The sequence below is a fragment of the Chitinophaga rhizosphaerae genome (genome assembly GCF_003958645.1).
GTDB lineage: Bacteria > Bacteroidota > Bacteroidia > Chitinophagales > Chitinophagaceae > Chitinophaga > Chitinophaga rhizosphaerae.
Genome location: NZ_RXLO01000012.1, coordinates 1 through 24,988 on the forward strand (window position 1 = coordinate 1; position 24,988 = coordinate 24,988).

The following is a 24,988-nucleotide window of genomic DNA, read 5'->3' on the forward strand; positions in this document are numbered from 1 at the left end:
GCTGTTGTTTCCAAACTTTCAAAGATCTTTCATTGGACCTCCCCGCAATTGCTGCGGTAAAATCTCAACTACTTGTTGCTTGATATCCAGGTTGCGAACCCGCAGGCCTTAAGCCCATATCATCATTAAATCTTAAAGAACTTTTTTCGTTTTCCCCTCTTTGTGTGCCACCGTTTCAGTGACCGTGTTTCGAAGGGAGTGCAAAGGTAGTGATTATTTTGTTTCTTCCAAATTTTCGGTCAGAAATTTTATTTTTTATTTTTCTGATCCTCAACTACTTATGCGGGGGAAATTCTTTATCGTGAAGCGCGCTTTTCCTTTCGGATCGAGCGACAATTCCCCGCTCCTTGCAAGCGGATTGCAAAGATAGAATGTTTTCAGATTACAGCAAAATTTTAAGTGGCAACTTTTGAAAAAAACTTGCGCAAATGCCTCCCGTCCCGTCAAAATCGCGCACGACACTTATTAATATATGGAAAGCGGAAAACACCCCTCATCAAACCACCGAAATTCTTTTCCGAACCAGGCGCTGATCCACATTTATATTACCTTCATGACCATGGAACCCACCTCTTCCTGCTCACCCGACATCCGCCGGGCACTCGATTTCTTCACCTCCGTTTCTCCCCTTTCCTCCGCCGCGCGCGATGCACTCAGCCATTGCATGGCACTCGAATCCTTTCCCAGGAAACACTGTTTCCAGCAAGCGAAACGGCCGGCAACACATTTGTTCATGGTAGCCAAAGGCCTCGTTCGCAGCTTTTACCAACATAACAACCGGGACATCACCCTGCTGCTGGGAATGGAAAGCTGTATCGTTTGCGCGATGGACAGCCTCCTCTGCGGAAAACCCGCCTATTATAACATCGAAACCCTGGAAGACAGCGACATCATCTCCATTTCATATGCCGACCTGGAACGCCTGTACAGCGAGTTTCACGAGATTGAGCGCCTGGGAAGGCTCATGATCAGCCAATATTACCTGGAGCTGGACCAAAGCTTACGGTCGCAGCGGTTCCTTTCCGCACGGGAACGCTACCAGGAACTGATGGAAAAACAACCGGAATTATTGCAGCGGGCGCCACTGCAGTTCGTAGCGTCGTACCTCGGGATGTCTGCCGAAACGTTGAGCCGCATCCGCGGGTAACGCAGCAGCACGCCCGCGCAAACACTCCGGTCAGGAATGCTTGCACGATGCACCTAATATAATGACTCTCAAAAGCTTACTGAAAATTGGCAGGATGATTCCCTGCAGGGGTCGATGGTTTACTGGACTCTCAAAAGCAAAAATTCTCTCCTGGCGGACGATACGATAACAACTTTATAGTGGAAAGGTTCTGATGTTACCCTGTTTATTTCCTTCTTTTTATCGGTCGTGATTCACGAATATGACCAACTTCACGGCATTCTTACAGCAGTGATCCTACATGAATGCCTGTTGGTGATTGCCGGTTGCGGGCGAAGCGCATCCTGGTGGTGCTGCGTCATTTTCCCTGGCTTCCGAGATTCTCTGCAGACCGCAGCATTCGGGCGAGACTTCCCGGTTTTTGCCAGCGGAGGCTTCCGAATGCAGTGACCTTTACGGGCTTGATGCCGCAAAACTCAAGCGTGGCGCGCTTCATGGCGCGGTGACCGGCGTTGCGGTAAACGAGCCAGTTGTACCAAAGCGGGCTATCCATCGTGGTGATGAGGCGGCCCGATTTCCCTTTCAGCAGTTTGTCCCACAGCGAGGAATTGTCGCGGTACCTGAAAGCTTTGCCGGGCAGGAACACCCGGTCGATAAAGCCTTTCATCAGCGCAGGGTACGTTCCCCACCAGGTGGGATATACCCAAACGAGGTGATCGCACCACTGAATATCGGCCCATGCGGCTTCCAGTGCGGGTTCCCAGGGAGTGCGCTGGCGGTAGCCATGATGAAGGTCGGGCTGGAACGTTATCTCTCCGAGTTGCAACTGGCGGACGGAGTGCCCGGCTGCGGAGGCCCCTTTCGCATAGGCGTCGGCCAAAGCGCCGCAGAAGCTGGTTGCGTCGGGGTGGCCCAGGATCACGAGGATGTTCTTCGATTTCATAGGTGTAAAATTCAGTAATGCGATGTGTGATCTTCTTGATATATATCAATTAGTGGAATGATGGTGGTAACAATGGATTGTTGGGGATCAGCGAAAACCGTGATGGCCGTTTTTGGCGGGAAGGCCCAATAAAAAAGGTCCGTTAGAAAACGGACCTTCTACTAAACTAACCCAAACAAACGTTTAAAAAACGTATGTAAAATCTTGAATTTCTTTTTTGTTGTGCCGGAGTTTCTGGCTGGAATACTGTTCTGTACAGGAATGCGTGTATTTCCAGTTTCGGTTCCGGATGTGGAGCCTCAAGTCTTAGGCGGTAGCTGCGGCTTCGGCGAGCTTCGCTTTGATCTTGGCTTCCACTTCGGCGGCTACTTCCGGATTGTCGAGCAGCAATTGCTTCACGGCATCGCGGCCCTGGCCGAGTTTGTTGCCTTCGTAGCTGAACCAGCTACCGCTTTTCTGCACGATCCCGTATTCCACGCCCATGTCGATCAATTCGCCGACTTTGGAGATCCCGAGGCCGAAGATGATATCGAACTCGGCCATCCGGAAGGGAGGAGCCACTTTGTTTTTCACGACTTTCACTTTCACGCGGTTACCTACAGCTTCGTCGCCGTCTTTGATCTGGCTCATACGGCGGATATCCAGGCGTACGGAAGCGTAGAATTTGAGGGCGTTACCGCCGGTCGTGGTTTCGGGGTTACCGAACATCACGCCGATCTTTTCACGCAGCTGGTTGATGAAGATGCAGCAGCAGTTCGTTTTGGAGATGGTGGCGGTCAGTTTCCTGAGTGCCTGCGACATCAGACGTGCCTGGAGGCCCATCTTGCTTTCGCCCATTTCACCTTCCAGCTCGCCTTTGGGTACGAGGGCGGCTACGGAGTCGATCACCACCACGTCCACCGCTCCGGAAAGGATCAGGCGGTCGGCGATCTCGAGGGCCTGCTCACCATGGTCGGGCTGTGAAATCAGGAGAGAATCCACATCCACGCCCAGCTTGCGGGCATATGAACTATCGAATGCGTGCTCGGCGTCAATGATGGCGCAAATGCCACCTTTTTTCTGCGCCTCCGCAATCGTATGAATCGCGACAGTCGTCTTACCCGAAGATTCAGGCCCGTAAATCTCGATGATACGGCCTTTCGGGAAACCGCCAATACCCAGGGCAATATCCAGCCCCAGCGAGCCCGTGGAAATAACCTCCATCGGCGCTTCCGCTTTTTCTCCCATCATCATCACGGATCCCTTCCCGAAATCCTTCTCGATTTTGTCCATGGTAAGGCGAAGGGCCTTCAGCTTTTCTGTATTGGCGTTTGACATATCAGTTTGAATTAGTAAGTCAGTATTTAGGTTTGTTTTCGTTTTTTTCATTCTCGGCTTGGTACTGCAAGGTAAAACTATTTTCAGATATTATCCTAAAAAAATTAGCAATTTCTTTCCAATGCTAATTTTAATAGTATATCTCCTTCCGTTCACGATACAAAATTGCACCGCCGCTACGCACGGGATCTGCGCAGTAAAAGAATTCCTGAAAAAAGCTGAAAAAAGAAGGGAAAAGCGGAAGCGTGCGACGCAACGGCGGCCCAAAAGCCCTGCCAGCGCCGGCTTCACCCCTATCCTACCCCAAAATGAGATAAGCGCCCACCTGTGCCACGAGCCCTACGAAGAAGCCCGTCCACACCTCGGCGGGCGTATGCGCGTCCAGCACCAGGCGCGCCGTGCCCGCCACGCCGGCCAGTACCACGGCGATCGCCAGCGGCACCGCCACGTTCATGCCCATGCCCGCCATGAGGCAGGCCAGGTAGCCCACAACGCCCCCCCAGCCCACGGTATGCATGCTGATCTTCACGAAACTGTTGGCCACAAAGGAAATCACCACGGCTATGAACACGCCGAGCCAGAACGCATTATAAAATGCCGGCGCCGCCCCTTCGCGCTTGAAGGTATAAAACGCCCAGAAGTAAAATATAATGGAGGCTACGTAGGGAATGATCCGGTCTTTCTGGTCTTTCATCGTAATGCTCCCCACGAAACCCAGGGCTTTCGATAAAGACACCACCAGCATGGGGAACAGCACGCTCGCCACCGCCACGCGGATGAAAAGCACGTCGTAATCCCAGCGGAAACTGTTGCTGCGGAATGAAGTAAAGAATTCGGGCAGCGCCGTTACGGACAGAAAAGTCACGAGCAGCGGGATAAATAAAGGATGCAGAACGTACGAAAATACGTTCGCCAAAGCCCTGGTCACGGGCGAAAAAGTCGGTTTCTGCTCTTCCATGAATGTCATCATAATTCCTTGCGTAAACGCGCCACCGGTATGTTTAACTGTTCCCGGTACTTGGCCACGGTGCGCCGCGCGATGTTGTAACCCTTGTCTTGCAGCATCTTGGTCAGGTTCTCGTCGCTCAGCGGCTTGCGCTTGTTTTCCCCGCCGATCATGTCGGCCAGGATTTTCTTCACTTCGCGGGTCGATACTTCCTCACCGCTATCGGTGCTGAGCGATTCGGAGAAAAAGAATTTCAGCTTGAAGGTGCCGAATTCGGTTTGCACATATTTACTGTTGGCCACGCGGCTCACCGTCGAGATATCGAGCTGGGTGATGTCCGCTATATCCTTGAGGATCATGGGGCGCATCGTGGTTTCGTCGCCCGTCAGGAAGAAATCGTGCTGGTAATTCAGGATCGCTTCCATGGTGCTCAGCAGGGTGTGCTGGCGCTGCTTGATGGCGTCGATGAACCATTTGGCCGCATCGATCTTCTGTTTGATGAACAACACCGCCTCTTTCTGGCGCCTGTCTTTCTTATCGCCCCGGTCGTATTCCTTCAGCATTTCGCGGTAGCCCTCCGAAATCCGGAGGTCGGGCGCGTTTTTGCTGTTGAGGGACAGTTCCAGTTTGCCGTTGTTGTTCATGATGAAAAAATCCGGGATCACATAGCTTTCCGCCTTGTTCATGACGCTGTAATTAGCGCCTGGCTTAGGGTTCAGCTTGATGATCTGGCCGATTGCCTCCCGGAGGTCGTCGTCCGTAAGGTTGAGGGCGCGCTGTATTTTCTCGTAATGTTTTTTCGTGAATTCGTCGAAGTAGTCGTCGAGGATGCGGGTAGCGTAGATGACGCCTTCATCGTCCTGCGGTTTTCTCCGCAACTGGAGCAGGAGGCATTCCTTGAGATCGGAGCAGCAAACGCCGGGCGGGTCGAATGTCTGGATCATTTTGATCATCTGGCGGATTTCTTCCTCATCGGTTTCCACATTCTGGGAAAAGGACAGGTCGTCCACGATGGCGGAAGCCTCCCGGCGGAGGTACCCGTCGTCATCGATCGAGCCGATGATCTGTTCGGCGATGCGGCGCTGGCGCTCGTCGAGCGTCTGGAGGCCCAACTGGTCGAGCAGGTGATCATGGAAAGTGGTTTCCACGCGGATGGGCATGGTCCGCTGCTCGTCGGGGTCCGGATAATTATCGTCGCGGAGTTTGTAATCGGCGATTTCGTCGTCGCCCTCAGACACGTATTCGGAGATATCTATATTATCGTATTCGCTTTCGCTGCCGTCGGGCTCGAATTCGTCGTCGGAACCCGCTTCGAATTCTTCGGCGGGCTTTTCCATTTCATCGTCGGGAGAGGAGCCGTCTTCGCTGTATTCGAGTGCGGGATTTTCTTCCAGTTCTTCCTTGATCCGCTCTTCCAGATTGGCAGTAGGTACCTGCAGCAGTTTCATGAGCTGAATTTGCTGAGGCGACAGTTTCTGTAATAATTTCTGTTGTTGGGTCTGCTTTAACATGGCTCGTTCCTTTTTACCACTTGTCCTCCCCGTCCAGGCTTAATTGATCCGGAAGCAAGCGGAACGACCTTCGGTGAAAGGGCGTATCGCCGTGATTACGGATTGCGTCTCTGTGCTGGCGGGTCGGATAACCTTTGTTGTCTTTCCAGCCATAGTTCGGGAATTGTTCATGCAGGTTTTGCATGTATTCGTCCCGATAGGTTTTGGCCAGCACCGATGCTGCAGCTATGGAAGCATATTTTCCGTCGCCCTGGATAATGCAGGTATGCGGGATATTGCCATAGGGAGTGAACCGGTTACCATCGATGAGTAACAACTGGGGCTGTAGCGATAATCGTGCCAAAGCGATGTGCATCGCTTTGAACGAGGCTTTCAGGATATTGATCCTGTCTATTTCCTCGTTATCGACGCTGGCAACGGCGAAGGCTAAAGCCCGGGCTTCGATGACGGCCCTCAGTTCGATCCGGTCGGATTCCGTCATTTGTTTGGAATCGTTGAGGAACGGGTGGCTGAAATCTCTCGGCAAAATAACCGCCGCGGCGAACACGGGGCCAGCGAGGCATCCCCTTCCGGCTTCATCGCATCCGGCCTCCATGAGTTCGTCCTGAAAATAAGGCAGCAGCAAGGTTACTGGTTTAGTTGGCGCTAAAATTACAAAAACCGGCCGAATGATTCCGGAATTGATAAAAATCATCCGCGGTGCCGGTAATTTCCCCATAAATTTGCGGGTTATGGACATGCAGCAAACAAAAGGGAACCGGGCCATCGTCATCTGGTTATACACCGGGGTGGCCATGATCATCGTGCAGGTATTGCTGGGCGGCATCACGCGGCTGACGGGAAGCGGGCTCAGCATCACGGAATGGAAGCCTATCCTCGGCGCCCTTCCTCCCATGAACGAAGCCGCCTGGCAGGAGGCGTTCGCGAAATACCAGGAGATCGGGCAAAGTAAATATATCAATAGTCACTTTACTTTGACCGATTTCAAATGGATTTATTTCTGGGAATGGCTCCACCGCAACTGGGCGCGCCTGATCGGCATCGTGTTCTTCGTTCCCTTTGTATTTTTCATCCTGAAAAAGATCATCGACCGCAGCATGATCTGGCCCATGGTGGTGCTTTTCGTGCTCGGCGGGCTGCAGGGCGGGATCGGCTGGATCATGGTGAAGAGCGGGCTGAACGAGGAAGACCTTTACGTGAGCCATATTCGTTTAGCCGGTCACTTTATCGCTGCGCTGGGATTGCTGTGGTACGTGCTCTGGTTTGCCCTGAAGCTGAGCGTTCCCCCTTCCGGCCGCGCCGAAGCGCCGGGGCTCCGCCGGCTTTCCGGGTGGATCCTGGGGGTTTTGGTCCTGCAATTAATATACGGTGCGTTCATGGCAGGTTTGCACGCAGCCCTTTCCGCGCCTACCTGGCCGTCTGTCAACGGGTTCGCCGTTCCGCCGGGGATGTTTGCGCAGGGAGGGTTCTGGGCCGATGCCACCCACAATCCCATCACGATACATTTCATCCATCGCGGGCTGGCCTATTTATTAGTAATACTGATCGCCGTATGGTACGTGAAGGCATACCGGTTCCCCCAGCTCCAGGGAGCCCGCGCCGCCGCATTGTTCACCGTACTGCTGCAGGTATTCCTCGGCGTGCTCACCGTGCTGAACAGCCCGGTGAAAATCCCGCTGGCGTTCGCCCTGGCGCACCAGTTCGTGGGCATGGGCCTGCTGATGGTGATGGTGTGGGCGCGATTCCTGACATTGCCGGCGCACCGCTGACATATTATTAATTTTTCATTGCCGATTTTCTCCTTAATTTACTGAGGTGAAAAGATTTTGGTCAAGATTCTTCTACTCCTTCCCTATTCAGCTGCTGTTACTGCATTTCCGCAAGTACCAGGTGCTGTTAATATTCTGGGCGATCCTGTTCAGCACCATCAACGGCGGCTTCGCGAAGCTGTACGGCGGCGATGCGCTGTACCTCGCGCCCGAATACATGGGAAAGGTGAATTTCTACAGCACCACCGTGATGGGCGTGGCTACCGCCATCTTTACCATGAGCTGGAACATCACCACGTTCATTCTGCACAGCGGCCGGTTTAAATTCCTCGCCACCACATCCCAACCCTTTTCGCGCTACTGCCTCAACAATTCCATCATTCCCGCCGCCTTCCTGCTCATGCTGCTCTGGCGCGGATGGCAGTACCAACGCTGGCAGGAGCTCAATTCCGTTCCGCAGATCCTGCTGCTGGCGGAAGGTTTTATCTGCGGTTACCTCGCCATCCTGTTCGTCTCCTTTTTCTATTTCTTCAACGCGGATAAAAATATCGGGAAACGCCTGATGCGCAAATTCGGCAATCCGCGCAATTTCCTCCGCACCATCCTCATCCCCAACCAGGAGCACGACGAAAACGCCATCCCCGTACTGAATTATTTCGCCAGTCCATGGCGGGTACGCCGGGCCAGGAACGTGGGCCATTACAATAAACATTACCTCGATAACATTTTCCGCCAGCATCATTTCGCGGCCATGATCACGATAGGCCTGGCGCTGGTGTTCCTCGTCATCATGGCCTACCTCATGGATTATCCCGCTTTCCGCATCCCCGCGGGCGCGAGCGTCCTGATCTTCTTCGCGTTCCTCATCGGCGTGGCCGGCGCATACGCCTACCTGCTCGAAAGCTGGGCCATACCGGTACTGATCGGCATCATCATCAGCCTCAACTGGATGGTGAAAAACCAGTGGCTCGACAACCGCAACAAAGCATACGGACTTAACTATAACAACAAAAAAGAACGCCCGGCCTACAGCGTGCCGCATCTGCAGGAATTCTTCACGGCAGCACGCGCGGAAGCCGACCGGAAACATACGCTGCAGATCCTGGAGAACTGGAAGAAGCAATTCCCCGCTGGCAGCAAACCTCCGCTGATCGTACTGAACACCAGCGGCGGGGGGAGCCGTTCCGCGGCGTGGACGATGAACGTCCTCCAGCGGTACGACAGCCTCCTCAAAGGAAAAATGCTCCGGCACACCTTCCTCATGACCGGCGCCTCCGGCGGGATGCTCGGGGCCACGTATTTCCGGGAACTGTACCTCCGGCGCCAGGAGCACCGGCTGCCGGCGTCGCAGTACCTGTACGACAGCTCGTACTGCGAAAAAATTTCGAGGGATTTGCTGAATTCGGTTTTCAGCTCGTTCGCCGTTAACGATATCATCACCCCGTTCCGGCATTTCAAGATCGGCGACAACGCCTATGCGAAAGACCGCGGGTATGCCTTCGAGATGCAATTAAACCTGAACACCGATCACATTCTCAATAAAAAACTCGGCGAATACCGGGAGGCGGAATTCGAAGCGCGCATCCCCATGCTGATCTGGTGCGCCAGCATCAATGCAGACGGGCGCCGGTTGTATATGTCGCCGCAGCCGGTCAGTTACCTCTGCGCGCCGGAGTACCGGTATCCGACGAGGAGCATCCGGGATGTGGACGGGGTAGACTTCGCGCAGTTTTTCGCCAACCAGGACGCGCAGGAGCTGCGGGTGACGAGCGCCATCCGGATGAGCGCCACTTTCCCTTATGTGCTGCCGAACGTTTTCCTGCCGAGCAATCCTATTATCGATGTGATGGACGCGGGTATCAGCGATAATTTCGGGCAGGAAACGAGCCTCCGGTTCCTGTATAATTTCCGGGACTGGATCAGGACCAATACGGCCGGCGTGATTTTCCTGCAGCTGCGCGATTCACGGAAAAACGATGTGAGCCCTATCAAACAGAAAAAGGACCTGGGCGATTTGATATTCGAGCCCCTGTTTTCCATGCAGCGGCACTGGACGAGCATGCAGGATTTCGACCAGGACCAGCTTATTAATTACATGGAGGGATATTTTCCCGGGAAGTTCACGCGGCTGATCTTCCAGTACGTTCCGCAGCAGGCGGACAAGGCGGCGGCGCTGAGCTGGCACCTCACGCCGCGGGAAAAACTCGACATCGCCCGGGCGCTCGACAACCCGGCCAACCAGCAGGCCTTCCGGCAGCTGGAAGCCGCGCTGGGAGGGACTTTCACTACTCCTTAACCCGCACACTTTTTTGTTATAACGTATTTATAATTATCTGTATATCAGTGGCTTGGACAAATGTCCGGATTCTGTTATTTCCGGGTTATTTAAAAATCTGCGGCACCAAATTCGCATGATTATTCGTACCTTTGCGCCTTCATTTCGGATTCTTCCGGTTTTTCAGAGCTATCAGGAAGGGGTCGGAAACGGCTAAAAACATTGTCATGCAAATCAGAAACATCGCTATCATCGCGCACGTAGACCACGGCAAAACGACCCTGGTAGACAAGATCTTACATTCTACCAACGTGTTCCGGGCCAACCAGGAAACAGGGGAGTTGATCATGGATAACAACGACCTGGAAAAGGAACGCGGTATCACGATCCTGTCCAAAAACGTGTCGGTTGAATATAACGGAGTGAAAATCAACGTTATCGACACTCCGGGCCACGCCGACTTCGGTGGTGAGGTGGAACGCGTACTGAAAATGGCCGATGGTGTGATCCTGCTCGTGGATGCCTTCGAAGGCCCCATGCCGCAGACCCGCTTCGTACTCCAGAAAGCCCTCCAGCTGAACCTGAAACCCATCGTCGTAATTAATAAGGTAGACAAAGCGAACTGTCGCCCCGACGAAGTGCATGACGCCGTTTTTGAACTTTTCTTCAACCTCGACGCAACCGAAGAGCAGCTGAACTTCCCGACCTACTACGGTTCCGGCAAGAACGGCTGGTTCAACGATTCGCTCACGCCCCGTGAAGACATCCTGCCCCTGCTCGACGGTATCCTGAAACACGTTCCGCAACCGAAGATCGCAGAAGGCTCCCTCCAGCTTCAAATCACCTCGCTCGACTATAGCACCTTCCTCGGCCGTATCGCCGTAGGTAAAGTGACCCGCGGCACCATCGTCGAAAACCAGCCTATTTCACTGGTTCAGGTAGATGGCTCCATCAAGAAATCCCGTGTTCGTGAACTGTACATCTTCGAATCGCTCGGTAAAAAACGCGTGACCGAAGTGTTCCCCGGCGACATTTGCGCGGTGGTAGGCCTGGAAGATTTCGGTATCGGCGACACCATCGCCGACTTCGAAAATCCCGAAGCACTGCCCGTTATCAGCGTAGACGAGCCTACCATGAACATGATGTTCAGCATCAACAACTCTCCTTTCTTCGGTAAAGACGGCAAATTCGTGACTTCCCGTCACCTGCGCGACCGCCTCATCAAGGAAACCGAGAAAAACCTCGCCCTCCGCGTGGTTGACACCGACTCGGCCGACTCCTTCCTGGTGTATGGCCGCGGTATCCTCCACCTCGGCGTACTGGTAGAAACCATGCGTCGCGAAGGGTACGAGCTGACCGTTGGCCAGCCGCAGGTTATCCTCAAAAACATCGACGGCAAGAAATGCGAGCCTTATGAAACCCTCGTGGTAGACGTTCCCCAGGAATTCGCTTCCAAAGTGATCGACCTGGTTACCCGCCGCAAAGGTGAAATGCTCATCATGGAAACCAAAGGTGAAATGCAGCACCTGGAATTCGAAATTCCTTCCCGCGGCCTCATCGGTCTGCGCACCCAAATGCTGACCAACACCGCCGGCGAAGCCGTAATGGCACACCGATTCAACGACTACAAACCCTGGAAAGGCCCCATCCCCGGCCGTAACAACGGTGTACTCGTGGCAAAAGAAGCCGGTACCACTACCGGTTATTCGCTCGACAAACTGCAGGACCGCGGATCATTCTTCGTGGATCCGGGAGAAGAAGTTTACCGTGGCATGATCATCGGTGAAAACAACAAACCCGGTGACCTCGTGGTAAACCCGAACGAAGGCAAGAAACTGACCAACATGCGCGCGAGCGGAAGCGACGCGGCTACCAATATTGCGCCGAAGATCCTGATGACGCTTGAAGAATGTATGGAGTATATTCAGCAGGACGAATGCATCGAAGTTACTCCGAACCACATCCGTATGCGCAAAACCATCCTTGACGAAGAAGAACGCAAGAAATTCCAGAAGATGTTGAAAGCTGAAGAGGTGAACTGATGAATCAAAAGAACTAACATTAGAAGGATACGGAACCGGGCCATAACAGCCCGGTTCTTTTTTATCCTTACATCCCGGGAATGCCCATGCCGCCGAGCATTCCGCCCGCCATGCCTTTCATTTCGGCTTCCCAGGTTTCTTCCGCCTGTTTCAGCGCGCGGTTAAGCGCCGTGATGAGCAGGTCTTCCAGCTCCTCCTTCCTGTCGGCCGACAGCAATTCCGGATCGATCTCCACGCTCTTCACTTCGCGGCCGCCCGTCACCAGCGCCTTCACGCCGCCCGCTTCCCCTTCAATCGTAATATGACGCAGGCGCTCTTTGCTTTCCTGCATTTTCTGCTGCGCTTCCTGCAGCTTGCCGAACAAATCTCCAAACATATGATGCCGTTTTAGGCAAAGATATATTTTCCCCAGCGGCAGCAGAATACGTAACTTGCCGGATATGATCATGACGGATGTTTGCATAATCGGCGCCGGCCCCGGCGGTGCGGCCGCCGCCCTCCAGCTCGACAGGCTGGGCATTCCCTGCGTGGTAGTCGACAAAGCGGTTTTCCCGCGCGACAAAGTTTGTGGCGACGGGCTCAGCGGCAAAGTGATCGCCGGGCTGAACCGGATCGATCCGGCCATCGGGCAGCGATTGCAGGCTTTCGCCGAAAAGGAAAACAGCTGGGGCGTGACGTTCGTGGCACCCGGCCGCACGGGGATGGACGTTCCCTACAAACCGAATTACGATCCTGCGAACGATGCGCCCATCGGCTTCGTCTGCAAGCGGATCCATTTCGACAATTTCCTGGTGGATGAACTGAAGCAGTGCAAAAACGTGCAGTTGATCGAAGGGAAATCCATCGATCAATATACGCCGGCTCCAGACGGATACGCACTGAGCGACGCGAAAGGGACTTTGCAGATCCATGCGAAGATCATCATCGTGGCCAACGGCGCGCATTCCGCATTCACCAAAGACGTGGCCGGCATCCGGATGGAACCGAAGCATTACGCCGCAGGCGTGAGGGCTTATTATTCCGGGGTGACGGGCATGCACGATCACAGTTACATCGAACTGCATTTCCTGAAAAACCTCCTGCCGGGGTACCTCTGGATTTTCCCGCTGCCCAACGGCGAAGCGAACGTGGGCATCGATATGCCGTCTGACACCATGCGCCGCCGCAAGGTGAACCTCAAAACCCTCCTCCACGAAACCTTGCAATCCGACCCGGTTTTCGCGGAAAGGTTCCGTTCAGCACAACCCCTTAGCGCCGTGGAAGGCTACGGGCTGCCGCTCGGCTCCCGCTCCCGGAGGCTTTCCGGCGAACGCTGGATGCTCGTAGGCGATGCCGCTTTCCTCATCGATCCCTTCACGGGTGAAGGGATCGGCAATGCCATTTACAGCGGCGCCATTGCAGCGAAACAGGCGGCGGAATGCCTGCAATCCGGAGATTTTTCGGCGGAAACATTACTGGCGTACGACGCGTCTATCCAGCGCGTGCTGGGCGCGGAACTGCGGCTGAGCACCAAATTGCAGCAGCTCGTCCGCTACCCGCGGCTGTTTAACCTGCTCATGCGCGCAGGTACACAGAACAAACAGCTCCGCGATGTAATTTCCAGCATGTTCTACGAAGTGGACCTCCGGAAAAAACTCACCAAACCTTCCTTCTACATCAAACTGTTACTGAACCGGTAAACCTATGACGAGAGCAATATTCCTGCTGGCCGGGGTGCTGGCGGTTTCAAACGTAAGCGCACAAACGAAATTTTACGACGAGCAGAACGGCATCCTCCGGCTTACCCAGGCCGGGGCGGAACATTTGTCTGGCCTGCCGCTGAAATGCATGCAGCACGAGTTCCCCTACAAAACGGGCATCGTGTTCTCCGATTCTACCCTCGTCCAGAAACCGATTGCTTACCATCCTGCCTTTTACGGGTGTTTCGACTGGCACAGCAGCGTTCACGGCCACTGGATGCTGGTCCGCCTCCTGAAAACGCATCCCGGCCTCCCCAATGCCGCGCTGATCCGCGAGAAGCTGTCGCAGCACCTCACGGCCGAAAATATCCGCAAAGAACTGTTGCTCTTCGCCAACAAGGAAAATAAGGGATTCGAAAGGATTTATGGCTGGAGCTGGCTGCTCCAGCTGCAAAACGAACTGCTGACCTGGAACGATCCCTTCGCCCGGGAGCTTTCCCGCAACATCGCTCCCATGGCCCGTTATTTCAGCGTGGCCTGGCGCGATTTCCTCAAAAAGATCGCTTACCCGATCCGTGTGGGCGAGCACACCAACCTCGCTTTCGGGCTCCGGCTGGCATGGGATTACGCGGCCACGGCAAAAGATACGGCACTACAGTCTTCCATCCGCAGCACGGCCATGCGGTTTTACGCGGCGGATGCCGATTGCCCCGCCAACTGGGAACCCGGCGGCTACGATTTCCTTTCGCCCTGCCTCGAAGAAGCCGATCTCATGTGGCGCATTCTTCCGGCGGCGGAATACAAGATTTGGCTGAAACGCTTCCTGCCGGGGCTTTTCAAACAAGAACCGCTTTTCAGGACCGCCATGGTCAACGACCGGACAGACGGGAAGCTCGTTCATCTCGACGGCCTCAACCTTTCCCGCGCCTGGTGCCTGTACGGCATCGCCCGGCACGCGGGGAACCATGCCCCCGCCATCCGCGAACTGGCTGCACAGCATCTGAGGGCCGCATTGCCCCATGTGGCGAGCGGCGACTATGCGGGTGAGCATTGGCTCGCTACTTTTGCCGTGTACGCGCTCACGGTGGAATAACACATGATTCGCCCAACCCTGATCGAGTATTTATCCAATCCCTGGCAGTCCTGATTGTAAGAACCTACAATTCGTTACCATGAACTTTCTTCAAACTGATTTTCTGATTTCCGCCTTGCTGATCGCATCAGCGTTCATCGTTTTCGGCTTGCTGATCCTCCGGCTGAACAATACATCGCTGCCGCCGGTGTACCCCACGCCCATGCCTATTGCAATCGGCGGATGGCTCATCGTGATCGCGGTGCTGGTTTGCCTTTCGCTGATCTCGAGCTTCTTCGCACTTTTCGAACTGAGTATCTGGATGGATGGTTTCTGGACTGTATATTTCCAAAATCCGGAATCATACCTGACATTGTCGCTGCAGGTTTTATTCGCGTTGAATGTCGTTTTCATCCTGACTTTCGGCTTTTATTCCATTATCCTGTTTTTTAAACGACGGGACATTACTCCCAAGGTGATGACATACTACATCGTCATCAGCACCGCCGTAAATTGCTTTATCAAACTGTCAACTATTCTGGCAGCGCTTTCGGCCATCCCGTTCGATGGTCTTCCGGCGCGTCTATTCATGATACAGCTCCTCGGTATAGTAATTGTCATTCTCCTGACCATGCTCACGATTAACTACCTAAGAAACGCGACCCGGTCGAAGGAAACCTTCGTTCTGCCGCACCCCAGCCTGGTCGACCACGAGTATCCGGAATTCGAGCTCAATAAGGAATCGTAATAAAAAAGGGAGCCTGCCGGCTCCCTTTCGCGTAAGGGTTATTGTGGAATAGTTACGGAGTCGAATACGACCACCTTTTCCCAAAGCGCGTTGCATTTGTCGATGAACGCGAGGTGGATGGGATGTTCCTGGTAGATGTCGTGACCGGCTTCGTCGTTGAAAACGGTCAACAGGCAGTAGCTGTAACTTTTATCGATCACAGGCCGGTCTGTATTGGCGGGCTTCCCGACGTTGAAGACTTTCAGTGTCTCGATTTTCTCCAGTGAGCGCACGCCTTCCTCAAATGTCTTGATTTCCGCTGCGGTGAGACCGGGTTTCAGATAAAAATTTACTACGTGCACGAATTTTTGTGATGACATGGCCGTTTTGTTTTGGACAGACAAGTTAGGGGTTCCCTGTTTAAAAATCAAGCCGTTGGTCAGGTATGCGCCTGTATCTCCTTGCGCACCGTCACCAGGTTCACGACATACACCAGCGCCAAAATCCCCAAAGTGGCGACGATGGTCATGATGCCGGGATACGGCGCCACGAACATCCCATGCTTTGCCAGCACGCCGCTGGCCCACCATTGTGCCGCGGAAACTACGATCAGCGCGATCACGCCCGTCACGAAATACACCGGCACCAGCTGGCCCAGCAGGTAACGCTGCAACCGCTTCGGGGCGGTACCCAGCGTCACCAATAACCGGATTTCCTTCCTGCACGACGAAATGACGAGCTGGATGAACATACTGAACACGAGGAGCGCGAACATGAGCAGCACTCCGCCGAAGAACCCGACCACGCTCACGATCGTTTGTACGATGCCGCGGATCTTGTTGTATTTCGTTTTTTCGGAATCGGTCGAATAGTTATGTTGCTCGAGATAGTTTTTCAGTTCGATGCTGCTGGGGTCTTTCACGCGGATCACCACGCGAGACGGCAGTTTGGCCACACCTTTCCCGTAGCGCGCATTCGCCCAGTCCATAAAAGATTGCGGTACGAGCACAGTGGAGATGCGATCGGAAAATCCGGCGATCTTTCCCCTGAACTGCCCCTGCTGCATGCCGTTGGAGATGATGACTTCCGGCGTGAGGCTTTTGATGGACGTTTCGGAGAATTGCGGGATACCGTTCCCCAGTGCGAACCCGAAATTGAACATATTCACGAAATCGCGCGGCACCACGATCGGCAGCATCTGGTCGCCTTCCCGCCATTTCCATTCGTCGGATTTCACATCGAGAAAAGTATCGGGCACGGCTTCGAAGAACGCGAGGGTCTGGAAACCCAGCTGGTCGGCCTGCATCTGCACGTTGAACTGCGCGGCGGTGATGGCGCCGAAAGCTTCCACGAAAGGCTGCGCGGCAAAATCTTTCTGCTCTTCGGGTGTGAACACCGTTTTTTCCGGTTTGCCCATCATATCGTTGGTGATCAGTTTGTTGACCACGAGATAATCGGCCCGTTCGTTCTGGTTCCGGCTGCCATGGAGCAGTTCATTGAAATCCGTATGCACCTGGAGCGCCACAAGGATCAGCAGCATGGCCACGCCGAGGCCGATGATGGCCATCCAGTAACGGCTTTTGCCGACGCCGGTGCGGATGATCTTTTTTAAAATCCGGTTGAATTGCATGCTATAGCTGGTAGGTTACTTCGTAATTGAAATGTTGATCGTGGTCGAGATCGGTGAGGATGAACCCGGCGTTTCGCGCCCGGCATTCCTGGCCGATCAGTTGCGCGGCTTTGGCGGTATTGCCTTCGTCGAGATGACTGAAGGGCTCGTCCATCATCAGCCACTGGAATGGTTGCATGAGGGCGCGGATGATGGCGATGCGCTGCCGTTCGCCATACGAAAGCGTGGCGGCGCTCTGGCCGAGTACGTGCGTAACGCCGAGCTGTTCGGCGAATTCGCGGATTTTCCCTGCCGGGTACAGGGGTTTGTTGTTCATGACCCGTTTCAGTTCGATGTTTTCTTCGGCCGTAAGCTGGTCGAACAACCGGAGGTCCTGGAACACGACGGAGATGTTTTCCTGGCGGATGGCGGCGAGTTGCGCGGCGGAATAATCTCTCCAGGGCTTTCCGCCGGCTTTGATGGTGCCGGTATAATCGTATCGGATATTGTAGAGATAATGTACGAGCGTGGTTTTGCCCGTACCGGAGGGGGCTTTGATCTTGACGAATTGTCCGGGTTGGAAGGCGACTTCCCGGTCCCAGATGTCCGATGGCCGCTGCCGGATCCTGTCGCGCAGGGGCACCGGCACCACGGCTGAAAGCTCGATCTGCATGTTGAAATGGATGTTAGGCTTAAATATAGGCAAAAAAAGAAAGCCGCCTCTTTGGAAAAGGGCGGCTTTCGGAAATATCGGTATCGATATGCGATTATTTTTCTTCTACTGCAGGCGCTGCAACGGCGGCATCTTCAACAATGGCGCTGTCTACAATTACTGCATCCGCAGCAGGCTCTCCCCACTGGGCTTCGTCGGCTTTACGCTTGGCGTTGGTCCAGTTGTACACCTTGTTGGTGAAATTGAACAGCTGGCTGAGGGCGTTCTTCGACTGGTCTTTAAACAGTACCACGCCGGAAGAATGAGATTTTTCGCCGCTGAACTGTTCGGATTTCGCGGAGATGGATTTCAGCAGGGATTTGAGGTCGGTGCTGATGCTATCGGGCAATTCCATTTGTTTGGAAGGAATGGCGTTCATGATTTTTTCCACGTCAACATAGAAAGCGCCGTAGCTGCCTTTCGCGTTGTCGAGTGCGTCTCCGTCGAGTTTCGCTTTGCCTTTACCTGCGTCGTAAGATTTCAGCAGTTCGGCATCGGAAGCAGCGAGCACGCGCTTGCTGTTGATCGACAGGGACACTTCGCCGAGGGGCATGTTAGGTACGTATTCGTCGCCCTGTTTGGTGAGCGACTGTGCAATCATGGGAGAAGCCATTACTTTTTCGAAAGCGGCTTTGTCGCCCACTTTCAGGCTGAAAATCCATTTTGCTTCGGGTTTGGTAGCGGTGCTGTCCCATTCGGTAGGTTTGGGAACGGCGGCGAAGTCGGAACCAACGAGGGTCATTTCACCTTTGAAAGCGAGCAGCAGATCGTCGAGAGTGATGCGTGCTTCGGAGAGGCCCATATTGGCGAATCCGTCCATGCCCATCATTTTCAGCAGTTCGCCGACGATGCGCAGGTCGAAGTTAATGGCTGCATAACCGAAAATGTTATCGGAAGGATATTGTTCGATGGCGGCTACGTTGACTTTTTCAACGGGGTATTTTTTGATGATGGCGGCGAGTTCCTTGCTGGTGTAAGACCATGCGTCGAAATCGATCTTGCCGGCTTCGAAGTTGGCGGAGCCGGTGGTGAAGGCGCCTTCGGTGATTTTCTTCATGTTGGAAGCCATGAGGGCGCCCATGCCGGAAGCGTTGGCACCGTTCATATTATACAGGGCTTCGCTGCTCATCCAGAAGAGGATGTCGCCTTTTTCCTTGCTGATGTCTTTGAAAGACGCAATGGTGGCAACAGATTCGTCTGCCTTGAGGGTGAACAGTTTTTCGAGGAGCGCGGTACCGGAAGCCGCTGCGGGCTTGGCGGTATCTTCGGAGTCGAAGTAACGGTTGCCCTGATCGATAGTGGCGATGCCGATCATGGTTTTGGCGGTGAAGCCAACCACGCTGTTTTTGTCTTCAACATATTTAAAGTCCTTACCGGCTTTCACTTCTTTTTTGGATTTCTCCTTCACGAACGCTTCGAGTTTGGCAGCGTCGGAAACGTCGGCCACAACGATCATGCTCATGTTGCCACCGGCTTCGCCGGGAACCATGGCGAAGAATACGTCGCCCTCGAGGTCGATACCGGAGCTTTTTGCGTCGGCGAGGGCTTTCGCGTAGTTATTGGAGGTGTCGGACTGCTGGAGGGTTTCGAAGATCTTGTCGATCGTGAGACCGTCTTTGGCCAGTTTGTCCTGGATTTGTTTGGATTTGAACCCGAAAACGATGGCGGCATTTTTAGGAATATGCTTTCCCGACTCGGGGGCTTTGGAGCACGAGGCTAACAGGATAAGCGCCGCACCCGTCATAAAGAGAAGCGCTTTTTGGATCGATCGTTTCATAAAGAAAGAGATGTTAAGAAAAATGGATTTGAAAATTAGAGGCAAAAATACAAGCTTTTTTGCTAATGCGTCTAAATTTGTTCCCTGGCGGGCGTTGGCTCGATTACTTTGCGCAATTTACATACCTTTGGCAGATATTCAGGATTTTAACCATTTTTTTGAAAGACCATATCTAACCTTTATGTACCTGATCCTCCTACAGTACATCCGCCCGCTGGCGGCTATCGAGCACTATATGGAAGCGCACAACGTCTTCCTGGAAAAGCAGGTCCGCGAAGGCCGCTTCATCCTCACCGGCAGGCGCAAGCCCCGCACGGGTTCCATCATCGTTTGCCGCGCCGGCAGCCGCAGGGAAGTGGAAGCCATCCTGGCGGAAGACCCGATGGACAAGTTCCAGCTGGCCGTTTACGACATCATCGAGTTCGAGCCGAATACTTTCGAGATGGCCGGAATCAGCTCCTGATCTGCCTTTCACGCAACTGTACACTAGCCAACTTATCCAGCTCACGTGAACCGGCTTCCTGGCCGGCATCCCCTTTCATCCGGAACAAATACCAAAAACGCTACCGGCCGCGCTACCGCGACCGGGGATCCATATTTCCATCAAACGATTGACTATCAAGTGATAGCTCACCTCCTGCCGGCAGAAAAGTTAGCTTCGGCGGCAGATTTCAGGCGTTGGAGGCTTTTCCGGAAATCGGTTTCGAGATTGTCTTTCATGAACATTCCCAGGATATTCTGCGGTCGTGGATATTTGGCGTCCATGCTCCACGCAACGCGGGTGCCGCCGGCTGAATCGGCGAATTTGAAGGAGATTTCGCAAATGGAGGCAAGCGGTTCGAAGAACTCCAGCTGCTGGCGGATTTCTGTATGGGGTGTGAGGGAAAGGTGGCGCAGGCGGCCGAAGCCGATCTTTTTACCGGTCCAGGTGGTGGAAGCTCCGGCCGTACCGTCTACCCCGTCTATCCTGAATTGCGCGCCGGGTTCCCTTTCCTTGAGGGTATTCCATTGATTATAATGGTCGAAACGGGCGGTTTGGTCCCACACTGCAGCAGGCGGCGCGTGAATAAATACCGATTGCTCGATGTGAACGTGCGTGGGGGCTACCAGCAGCAGAATTGCCAGTAAAGCCATGGCCATGCCGATCACCCAGGCACTGTAATAGAAGAATTTTCTCAAAGGGATAGCTGGTTTTCCACAATTTACCGAATTTTTTCCGGCGGATGGAAAATCCGTAGCATTGGAAAGGCCGGCGCAAAGGAATTTGCACCGGCAGCATACAGTCAGGTCTTTTGGATGTGAATTACTTTTCTTTCTCGTTGAACTTCTTTTCCACGTCTTTCGCTTTCTCGAAATCCAGGATCACCGAATTGATGCAGTAGCGAAGCCCCGTCGGCGGCGGGCCATCGTCGAACACATGCCCCAAATGCGCCTTGCACCGGCCGCATTGCACTTCGGTACGCTGCATGCCATGAGAATTGTCGGGCGTATAGATCACGCTCGTTTTGCTGACGGGCTGGTAAAAACTCGGCCATCCGCAGCCGCTCTCGAACTTCGTGTCTGAAACGAACAGCGGGTTGCCGCAGGCCGCGCAATAATACGTCCCATGCTCCTTACTGTTCCAGAATTTGCCCGTAAATGCCCATTCGGTGCCTTTTTCGCGGGCAATGTCGTACACATCTTTCGGTAAGATCTTTTTCCACTCTGCGTCTGATAGGTTGACTTTGCCCGTGTCAGTGCGGGAATACACCGGGCTCTTTTTTTCTTCCATAAATGATTTTTTAGTTCCGTTCTGTGAATAGGAACAATGACTGAACATCATGCCAGCGATCAATAAAAGATAGGTCCATGTCTTCATGGCTTCATGATTGATTAGATGCATTACTATCGGAACGCAATTATTTATAAATTATTAATCTGGATATGTGTCGTTCCTGCTCTACACATTAAAGGTACGAAACGTACTACTGTATGGATTGTACCCGTTAATGTATTTAACAATATTTTTTCTTCCTAACTTTACGCCAAAAGGCAGGTAAGTGGCGGATATCATCAATTTATTACCAGACAATATTGCGAATCAGATAGCAGCGGGCGAAGTGATCCAGCGGCCGGCATCGGCGGTAAAGGAGTTACTGGAAAATGCGGTGGACGCTGGCGCTACTGAAATCCAGCTCATTATAAGAGATGCGGGCAAAGAGCTCGTTCAGGTGATCGATAATGGAAGCGGGATGAGCGGCACCGATGCACGGATGTGCTTCGAACGGCACGCAACTTCCAAAATCAGGTCGATCGACGATCTTTTCCAAATCCGGACCATGGGTTTCCGGGGCGAAGCCCTGGCTTCCATCGCCGCGGTGGCGCAGGTAGAACTGAAGTCGAAGCGGCAGGACGATGAGCTCGGCACTTTCATCGAGATCGACAATTCCGTCATCCGCCGGCAGGAGCCCTGCCAGGCGCCCGTGGGCACCAGTATCGCCATGAAGAACCTCTTCTTCAACGTGCCGGCCCGTCGTAACTTCCTGAAAAGCAACGCTGCCGAAATGCGCCACATCGTCGATGAATTCATCCGCGTAGCGCTCGCCTTCCCGCATCTTCAGTTTTCGCTGAACAGCAACGGGCAGCAGATGTTCCATTTCGAGAAAGGCTCCCTCAAGCAAAGGATCGTCTCCATTCTCGGCCAGCACTACAACTCCAAACTCGTCACCGTTAAGGAAAGCACCGATTATATGAACATCCACGGGTTTGTGGGGAAACCGGAAACGGCCAAGAAAACCCGTGGCGACCAGTTCTTCTTCGTCAACAACCGGTTCATCAAATCCAGCTACCTCAATCATGCCGTGATGAACGCGTTCGCGGAAACGATCCCGTCAGACAGTTACCCGTTGTACGTGCTCTTCATCGACCTCGACCCCGCGCATGTGGACATTAACGTGCATCCCACCAAGCAGGAAATCAAGTTCGACGACGAGCGCATTCTGTACGCATTCGTGCAATCGGCCATCAAACACGCTTTGGCGCAGTTCAGCGTAACCCCCGCGCTCGATTTCGACCTCGACCCCGGCATCCAGCAGCTCGACGCGCTCACGCAGCCTTTCACCGAAGAAAAGAAAGCGCAGTCGGCCGGTACTTCCATCTACAAAACCTTTACGAGTGCCAACCAGGCGCACGTGATCGATAAAACGGCCAACAGCAACCTCCAGCACTGGAAAGAGCTGTACGGCCCGGCGCCCGCGCGGGATAACGATTTCCCCTTGCCGCCGCCTTCCGATTTCCCGGCTGCACCCACTTCTACCGCCTCCGTCATCGACGAACGCTGGCAGGAAGCGGCACACGACCAGAAAGGCCCGGTGCAGGTGCATCAGCAGTATATCCTTTCGCAGATCAAATCGGGTTTTATCCTGGTAGACCAGCGATCGGCGCACGAACGCATTCTGTACGAACGGTATCTCCGCGCCCTCGCCGAAAAACCCATCGCTACCCAGCAAAGCCTTTTCCCGCAAACGCTGGAACTGTTGCCGGCGGATGCGATCATCGTCCACGAAATGCTGCCCGACCTGCAGGCGCTTGGTTACGACCTCGAACCTTTCGGCCAGCATACTTTTGTGGTGCGCGGAACGCCCGCCGATATTCAATCGGGTAACGAACAGGCCAGTATCGAAGGGTTGCTCGAACAGTTCAAGCATTTCAGTACCGAACTGAAACACAACCGCCGCGAGCGCCTCGTGCGCAGCATGGCCCGCAATAACGCCATCCCATCCGGTAAACCGCTGACTTCCCGCGAGATGCAGAATATCATCGACGAGCTGTTCGCCTGTTCGATGCCCAATGTTTCCCCGGGCGGCAGAGGCACGTTTATCTCTTTTAAGCTGAATGACCTGGAGAAAATGTTCGACAGGGGGTTCTGATCCAATATTTCCATCGTTCCATAAAAAAAGACAGCCGCCTCGAAAGAAGCGGCTGTCTTTTTTATTTTTCCCGGAGGATGTCGGTGACGTCTTTCAACCTGTCATATAAAATTGAGAATGCGCGGTAATTGCGTTCGTACACCGGCGCATGTTCCGTGTTGGGTTCGAAAACGCGTGCCGCGGCCGACGAGCTGAACTGCCAGGCGTCTACCTGTTCCAGCGCGTGCCAGGCCAGCATGGCGGCTCCCAGCGCTGAGGCGTCTTCGTCCTGGTGCAGGAGCATCGGCTTGCGGAAAATATCCGCCAGCAATTGTATCCATAGCGGCGATGCGGTAAATCCACCGCTCACGGTCACCTCACGGATATCGCCCGTCACGCTTTCGAGGGCTTCGCCGATACTGAGGAGGTTGAAGCAAATCCCTTCCACCAACGCCCGCTGGAAATGCGGCGATCCATGGTGCTGGCGCATGCCCACAAACGCTCCGGAAGTGCGGCTGTCCCACACCGGCGCGCGCTCGCCCAGCATGTAGGGCAAACAGAGCAGTCCATCGCTGCCTGCCGGCGCGGTAAAGGCGGTTTTCAGAAAATCGTTATAGTCAGACCAGGGCAGGAAAGCTTTCGAGAACCATTGCAAGGCTACGCCGCCGTTGTTCATGGCGCCGCCGCAAACGTAATGTTCGGGTGTGAGCACGTAAGAGAAAATCCTCCCGGCGGGATCGTCGGCGGGTTTCGGGCTCATCACGCGGATGGCGCCGCTCGTTCCGATAGTGAGCGCGGCATGCCCGGGCTCCACGGCGCCGGAGCCCAGCTGCGCCAGGCAACCGTCGCTGCTGCCGGCCATGATGAGCGTGCCTTCGGGAACGCCCATGGCCTGTGCCATGGCGGGGTCCATGCCGATGAGCAGGCGCGTGGTCTCTACCGGGATGGGCAGGCGGTCGTCTGTGATACCGGCGAGTTTCAGCGCGGGGGCGTACCAGTCCAGCGTACGGATATCAAAAAGCCCCGAGCACGAGGCGAGGGAATAATCGGTGATGAATTCGTGGAAACAGCGGAACAGGAACAGGTCTTTGATCCCTACGAAACAGGCGGCCTGGTCGAAGATGTCGGGCTGCTGTTCGCGGATCCACTGGATTTTGCACAGCGGCGACATCGGGTGGATGGGCGTTCCTGTGGCGCGGTGGATCTCTTTTCCTTCCGGCGTGTTGCGAAGGGCGGCGGCATAATCTTCGGCGCGATTGTCGGCCCAGGTCATCACCGGCGTGAGGGGCTCACCGTCTGCATCTACGGCCAGCAGACTATGCATGGCGCTGCTCAGCGAGATGGCCGCGGGGGCGTAACCCATTTCCGCGACGGTTTCGCGGATGGTCTTGATGATAGCGGCGAGCACTTGCTCAGGGTCTTGCTCACTATACCCGGGAACCGGCTCCTGGGTGGGATAGGTTTGTCTGCGGGATGCGGGGATCTGCCCCGCCGTGGTCACCGCGATCGTCTTCGCACTCCCCGTTCCGATGTCTACACCGAGGATATATGGTGATTTTGTCGTCATAGAATAGAGCCCGAAAGTAAAAAACCCCT

At 54.2% G+C, this 24,988-nt stretch carries 22 protein-coding genes; 9 read left to right on the plus strand and 13 right to left on the minus strand.

Translation table 11 applies throughout. The features are described 5' to 3' along the window. The first annotated feature begins 553 nt into the window (after positions 1-553). Entirely contained in the window at positions 554-1,147 is a 594-nt protein-coding gene (locus tag EJ361_RS22050) for a Crp/Fnr family transcriptional regulator (protein WP_164714371.1), read from the plus strand. 337 nt (positions 1,148-1,484) lie between these two features. On the opposite strand, the gene EJ361_RS22055 is transcribed toward EJ361_RS22050, so the two are convergent. The 5 genes from EJ361_RS22055 to EJ361_RS22075 all read right to left on the minus strand — a co-directional run bounded on the left by EJ361_RS22055 (position 1,485) and on the right by EJ361_RS22075 (position 6,561). Then, positions 1,485-2,069: an NAD(P)H-dependent oxidoreductase gene (locus EJ361_RS22055; RefSeq protein ID WP_126248418.1), complete on the minus strand. Its 585-nt coding sequence runs from the start codon at positions 2,067-2,069 to the stop codon at positions 1,485-1,487. A 306-nt stretch (positions 2,070-2,375) separates the two neighbouring features. Next, positions 2,376-3,386 (minus strand): recombinase RecA, encoded by a 1,011-nt coding sequence (gene recA / locus EJ361_RS22060; protein ID WP_205687083.1) that lies wholly within the window; start codon positions 3,384-3,386, stop codon positions 2,376-2,378. A 298-nt stretch (positions 3,387-3,684) separates the two neighbouring features. After that, positions 3,685-4,356: a hypothetical protein gene (locus tag EJ361_RS22065; protein WP_126248422.1), complete on the minus strand. Its 672-nt coding sequence runs from the start codon at positions 4,354-4,356 to the stop codon at positions 3,685-3,687. Next, positions 4,353-5,843: an RNA polymerase factor sigma-54 gene (rpoN, locus tag EJ361_RS22070; protein WP_126248424.1), complete on the minus strand. Its 1,491-nt coding sequence runs from the start codon at positions 5,841-5,843 to the stop codon at positions 4,353-4,355. Before rpoN ends, EJ361_RS22065 begins: the two co-directional genes overlap by 4 nt. Before the next feature lie 13 nt (positions 5,844-5,856). After that, the gene (locus tag EJ361_RS22075) at positions 5,857-6,561 is read right to left on the minus strand and encodes a ribonuclease HII (protein WP_240646708.1); all 705 of its coding nucleotides are present in this window, start codon (positions 6,559-6,561) and stop codon (positions 5,857-5,859) included. A gap of 13 nt (positions 6,562-6,574) precedes the next feature. Here EJ361_RS22075 and EJ361_RS22080 point away from each other — a divergent pair, with 13 nt between their 5' ends. The 3 genes from EJ361_RS22080 (at position 6,575) to typA (ending at position 11,929) form a co-directional block, all read left to right on the plus strand. Then, positions 6,575-7,612 (plus strand): COX15/CtaA family protein, encoded by a 1,038-nt coding sequence (locus tag EJ361_RS22080; protein WP_126248426.1) that lies wholly within the window; start codon positions 6,575-6,577, stop codon positions 7,610-7,612. 46 nt (positions 7,613-7,658) lie between these two features. Then, on the plus strand, positions 7,659-9,908 hold the full coding sequence (locus EJ361_RS22085) for a patatin-like phospholipase family protein (RefSeq protein ID WP_126248428.1): 2,250 nt from the start codon (positions 7,659-7,661) through the stop codon (positions 9,906-9,908). A 206-nt stretch (positions 9,909-10,114) separates the two neighbouring features. Continuing rightward, positions 10,115-11,929, plus strand: coding sequence for a translational GTPase TypA (typA, locus tag EJ361_RS22090; RefSeq protein ID WP_126248430.1), 1,815 nt, complete (start codon positions 10,115-10,117; stop codon positions 11,927-11,929). Positions 11,930-11,996: 67 nt separating this feature from the next. Here the strand turns inward: typA and EJ361_RS22095 are convergent, their stop codons facing one another. Then, entirely contained in the window at positions 11,997-12,305 is a 309-nt protein-coding gene (locus EJ361_RS22095) for a YbaB/EbfC family nucleoid-associated protein (protein ID WP_126248432.1), read from the minus strand. Positions 12,306-12,369: 64 nt separating this feature from the next. Here EJ361_RS22095 and EJ361_RS22100 point away from each other — a divergent pair, with 64 nt between their 5' ends. The 3 genes from EJ361_RS22100 to EJ361_RS22110 all read left to right on the plus strand — a co-directional run bounded on the left by EJ361_RS22100 (position 12,370) and on the right by EJ361_RS22110 (position 15,428). Further along, on the plus strand, positions 12,370-13,608 hold the full coding sequence (locus EJ361_RS22100) for an NAD(P)/FAD-dependent oxidoreductase (RefSeq protein ID WP_126248434.1): 1,239 nt from the start codon (positions 12,370-12,372) through the stop codon (positions 13,606-13,608). Positions 13,609-13,612: 4 nt separating this feature from the next. Continuing rightward, positions 13,613-14,701: a DUF2891 domain-containing protein gene (locus tag EJ361_RS22105; protein ID WP_126248437.1), complete on the plus strand. Its 1,089-nt coding sequence runs from the start codon at positions 13,613-13,615 to the stop codon at positions 14,699-14,701. Between the two features lie 79 nt (positions 14,702-14,780). Further along, positions 14,781-15,428 (plus strand): DUF2569 family protein, encoded by a 648-nt coding sequence (locus EJ361_RS22110; protein ID WP_126248439.1) that lies wholly within the window; start codon positions 14,781-14,783, stop codon positions 15,426-15,428. A 38-nt stretch (positions 15,429-15,466) separates the two neighbouring features. Here the strand turns inward: EJ361_RS22110 and EJ361_RS22115 are convergent, their stop codons facing one another. The 4 genes from EJ361_RS22115 to EJ361_RS22130 form a co-directional block, all read right to left on the minus strand. Continuing rightward, positions 15,467-15,787 carry a Dabb family protein gene (locus EJ361_RS22115; protein WP_126248441.1) on the minus strand — a complete coding sequence of 107 codons (321 nt, stop codon included), beginning with the start codon at positions 15,785-15,787 and terminating at the stop codon, positions 15,467-15,469. A 59-nt stretch (positions 15,788-15,846) separates the two neighbouring features. Further along, positions 15,847-17,037: an FtsX-like permease family protein gene (locus EJ361_RS22120; protein WP_126248442.1), complete on the minus strand. Its 1,191-nt coding sequence runs from the start codon at positions 17,035-17,037 to the stop codon at positions 15,847-15,849. Position 17,038: 1 nt separating this feature from the next. Further along, positions 17,039-17,689: an ATP-binding cassette domain-containing protein gene (locus EJ361_RS22125; protein WP_126248444.1), complete on the minus strand. Its 651-nt coding sequence runs from the start codon at positions 17,687-17,689 to the stop codon at positions 17,039-17,041. Between the two features lie 94 nt (positions 17,690-17,783). After that, entirely contained in the window at positions 17,784-19,505 is a 1,722-nt protein-coding gene (locus EJ361_RS22130) for a DUF4836 family protein (RefSeq protein ID WP_126248446.1), read from the minus strand. Positions 19,506-19,686: 181 nt separating this feature from the next. On the opposite strand from EJ361_RS22130, the gene EJ361_RS22135 reads away from it, so the two are divergent. Beyond that, positions 19,687-19,968 (plus strand): YciI family protein, encoded by a 282-nt coding sequence (locus EJ361_RS22135; protein ID WP_126248448.1) that lies wholly within the window; start codon positions 19,687-19,689, stop codon positions 19,966-19,968. A gap of 167 nt (positions 19,969-20,135) precedes the next feature. Here EJ361_RS22135 and EJ361_RS22140 read toward each other — a convergent pair whose 3' ends face one another. Both EJ361_RS22140 and msrB read right to left on the minus strand, forming a co-directional pair. Then, positions 20,136-20,684, minus strand: a complete 549-nt coding sequence (locus EJ361_RS22140; protein ID WP_126248450.1) for an SRPBCC family protein — start codon at positions 20,682-20,684, stop codon at positions 20,136-20,138. A gap of 124 nt (positions 20,685-20,808) precedes the next feature. After that, positions 20,809-21,276, minus strand: coding sequence for a peptide-methionine (R)-S-oxide reductase MsrB (gene msrB, locus EJ361_RS22145; RefSeq protein ID WP_317126948.1), 468 nt, complete (start codon positions 21,274-21,276; stop codon positions 20,809-20,811). Between the two features lie 268 nt (positions 21,277-21,544). On the opposite strand from msrB, the gene mutL reads away from it, so the two are divergent. Then, the gene (gene mutL / locus EJ361_RS22150; protein WP_126248454.1) at positions 21,545-23,413 is read left to right on the plus strand and encodes a DNA mismatch repair endonuclease MutL; all 1,869 of its coding nucleotides are present in this window, start codon (positions 21,545-21,547) and stop codon (positions 23,411-23,413) included. 61 nt (positions 23,414-23,474) lie between these two features. Here the strand turns inward: mutL and EJ361_RS22155 are convergent, their stop codons facing one another. Beyond that, positions 23,475-24,959 (minus strand): gluconokinase, encoded by a 1,485-nt coding sequence (locus EJ361_RS22155; protein ID WP_126248456.1) that lies wholly within the window; start codon positions 24,957-24,959, stop codon positions 23,475-23,477. Between the last annotated feature and the right edge of the window lie 29 nt (positions 24,960-24,988).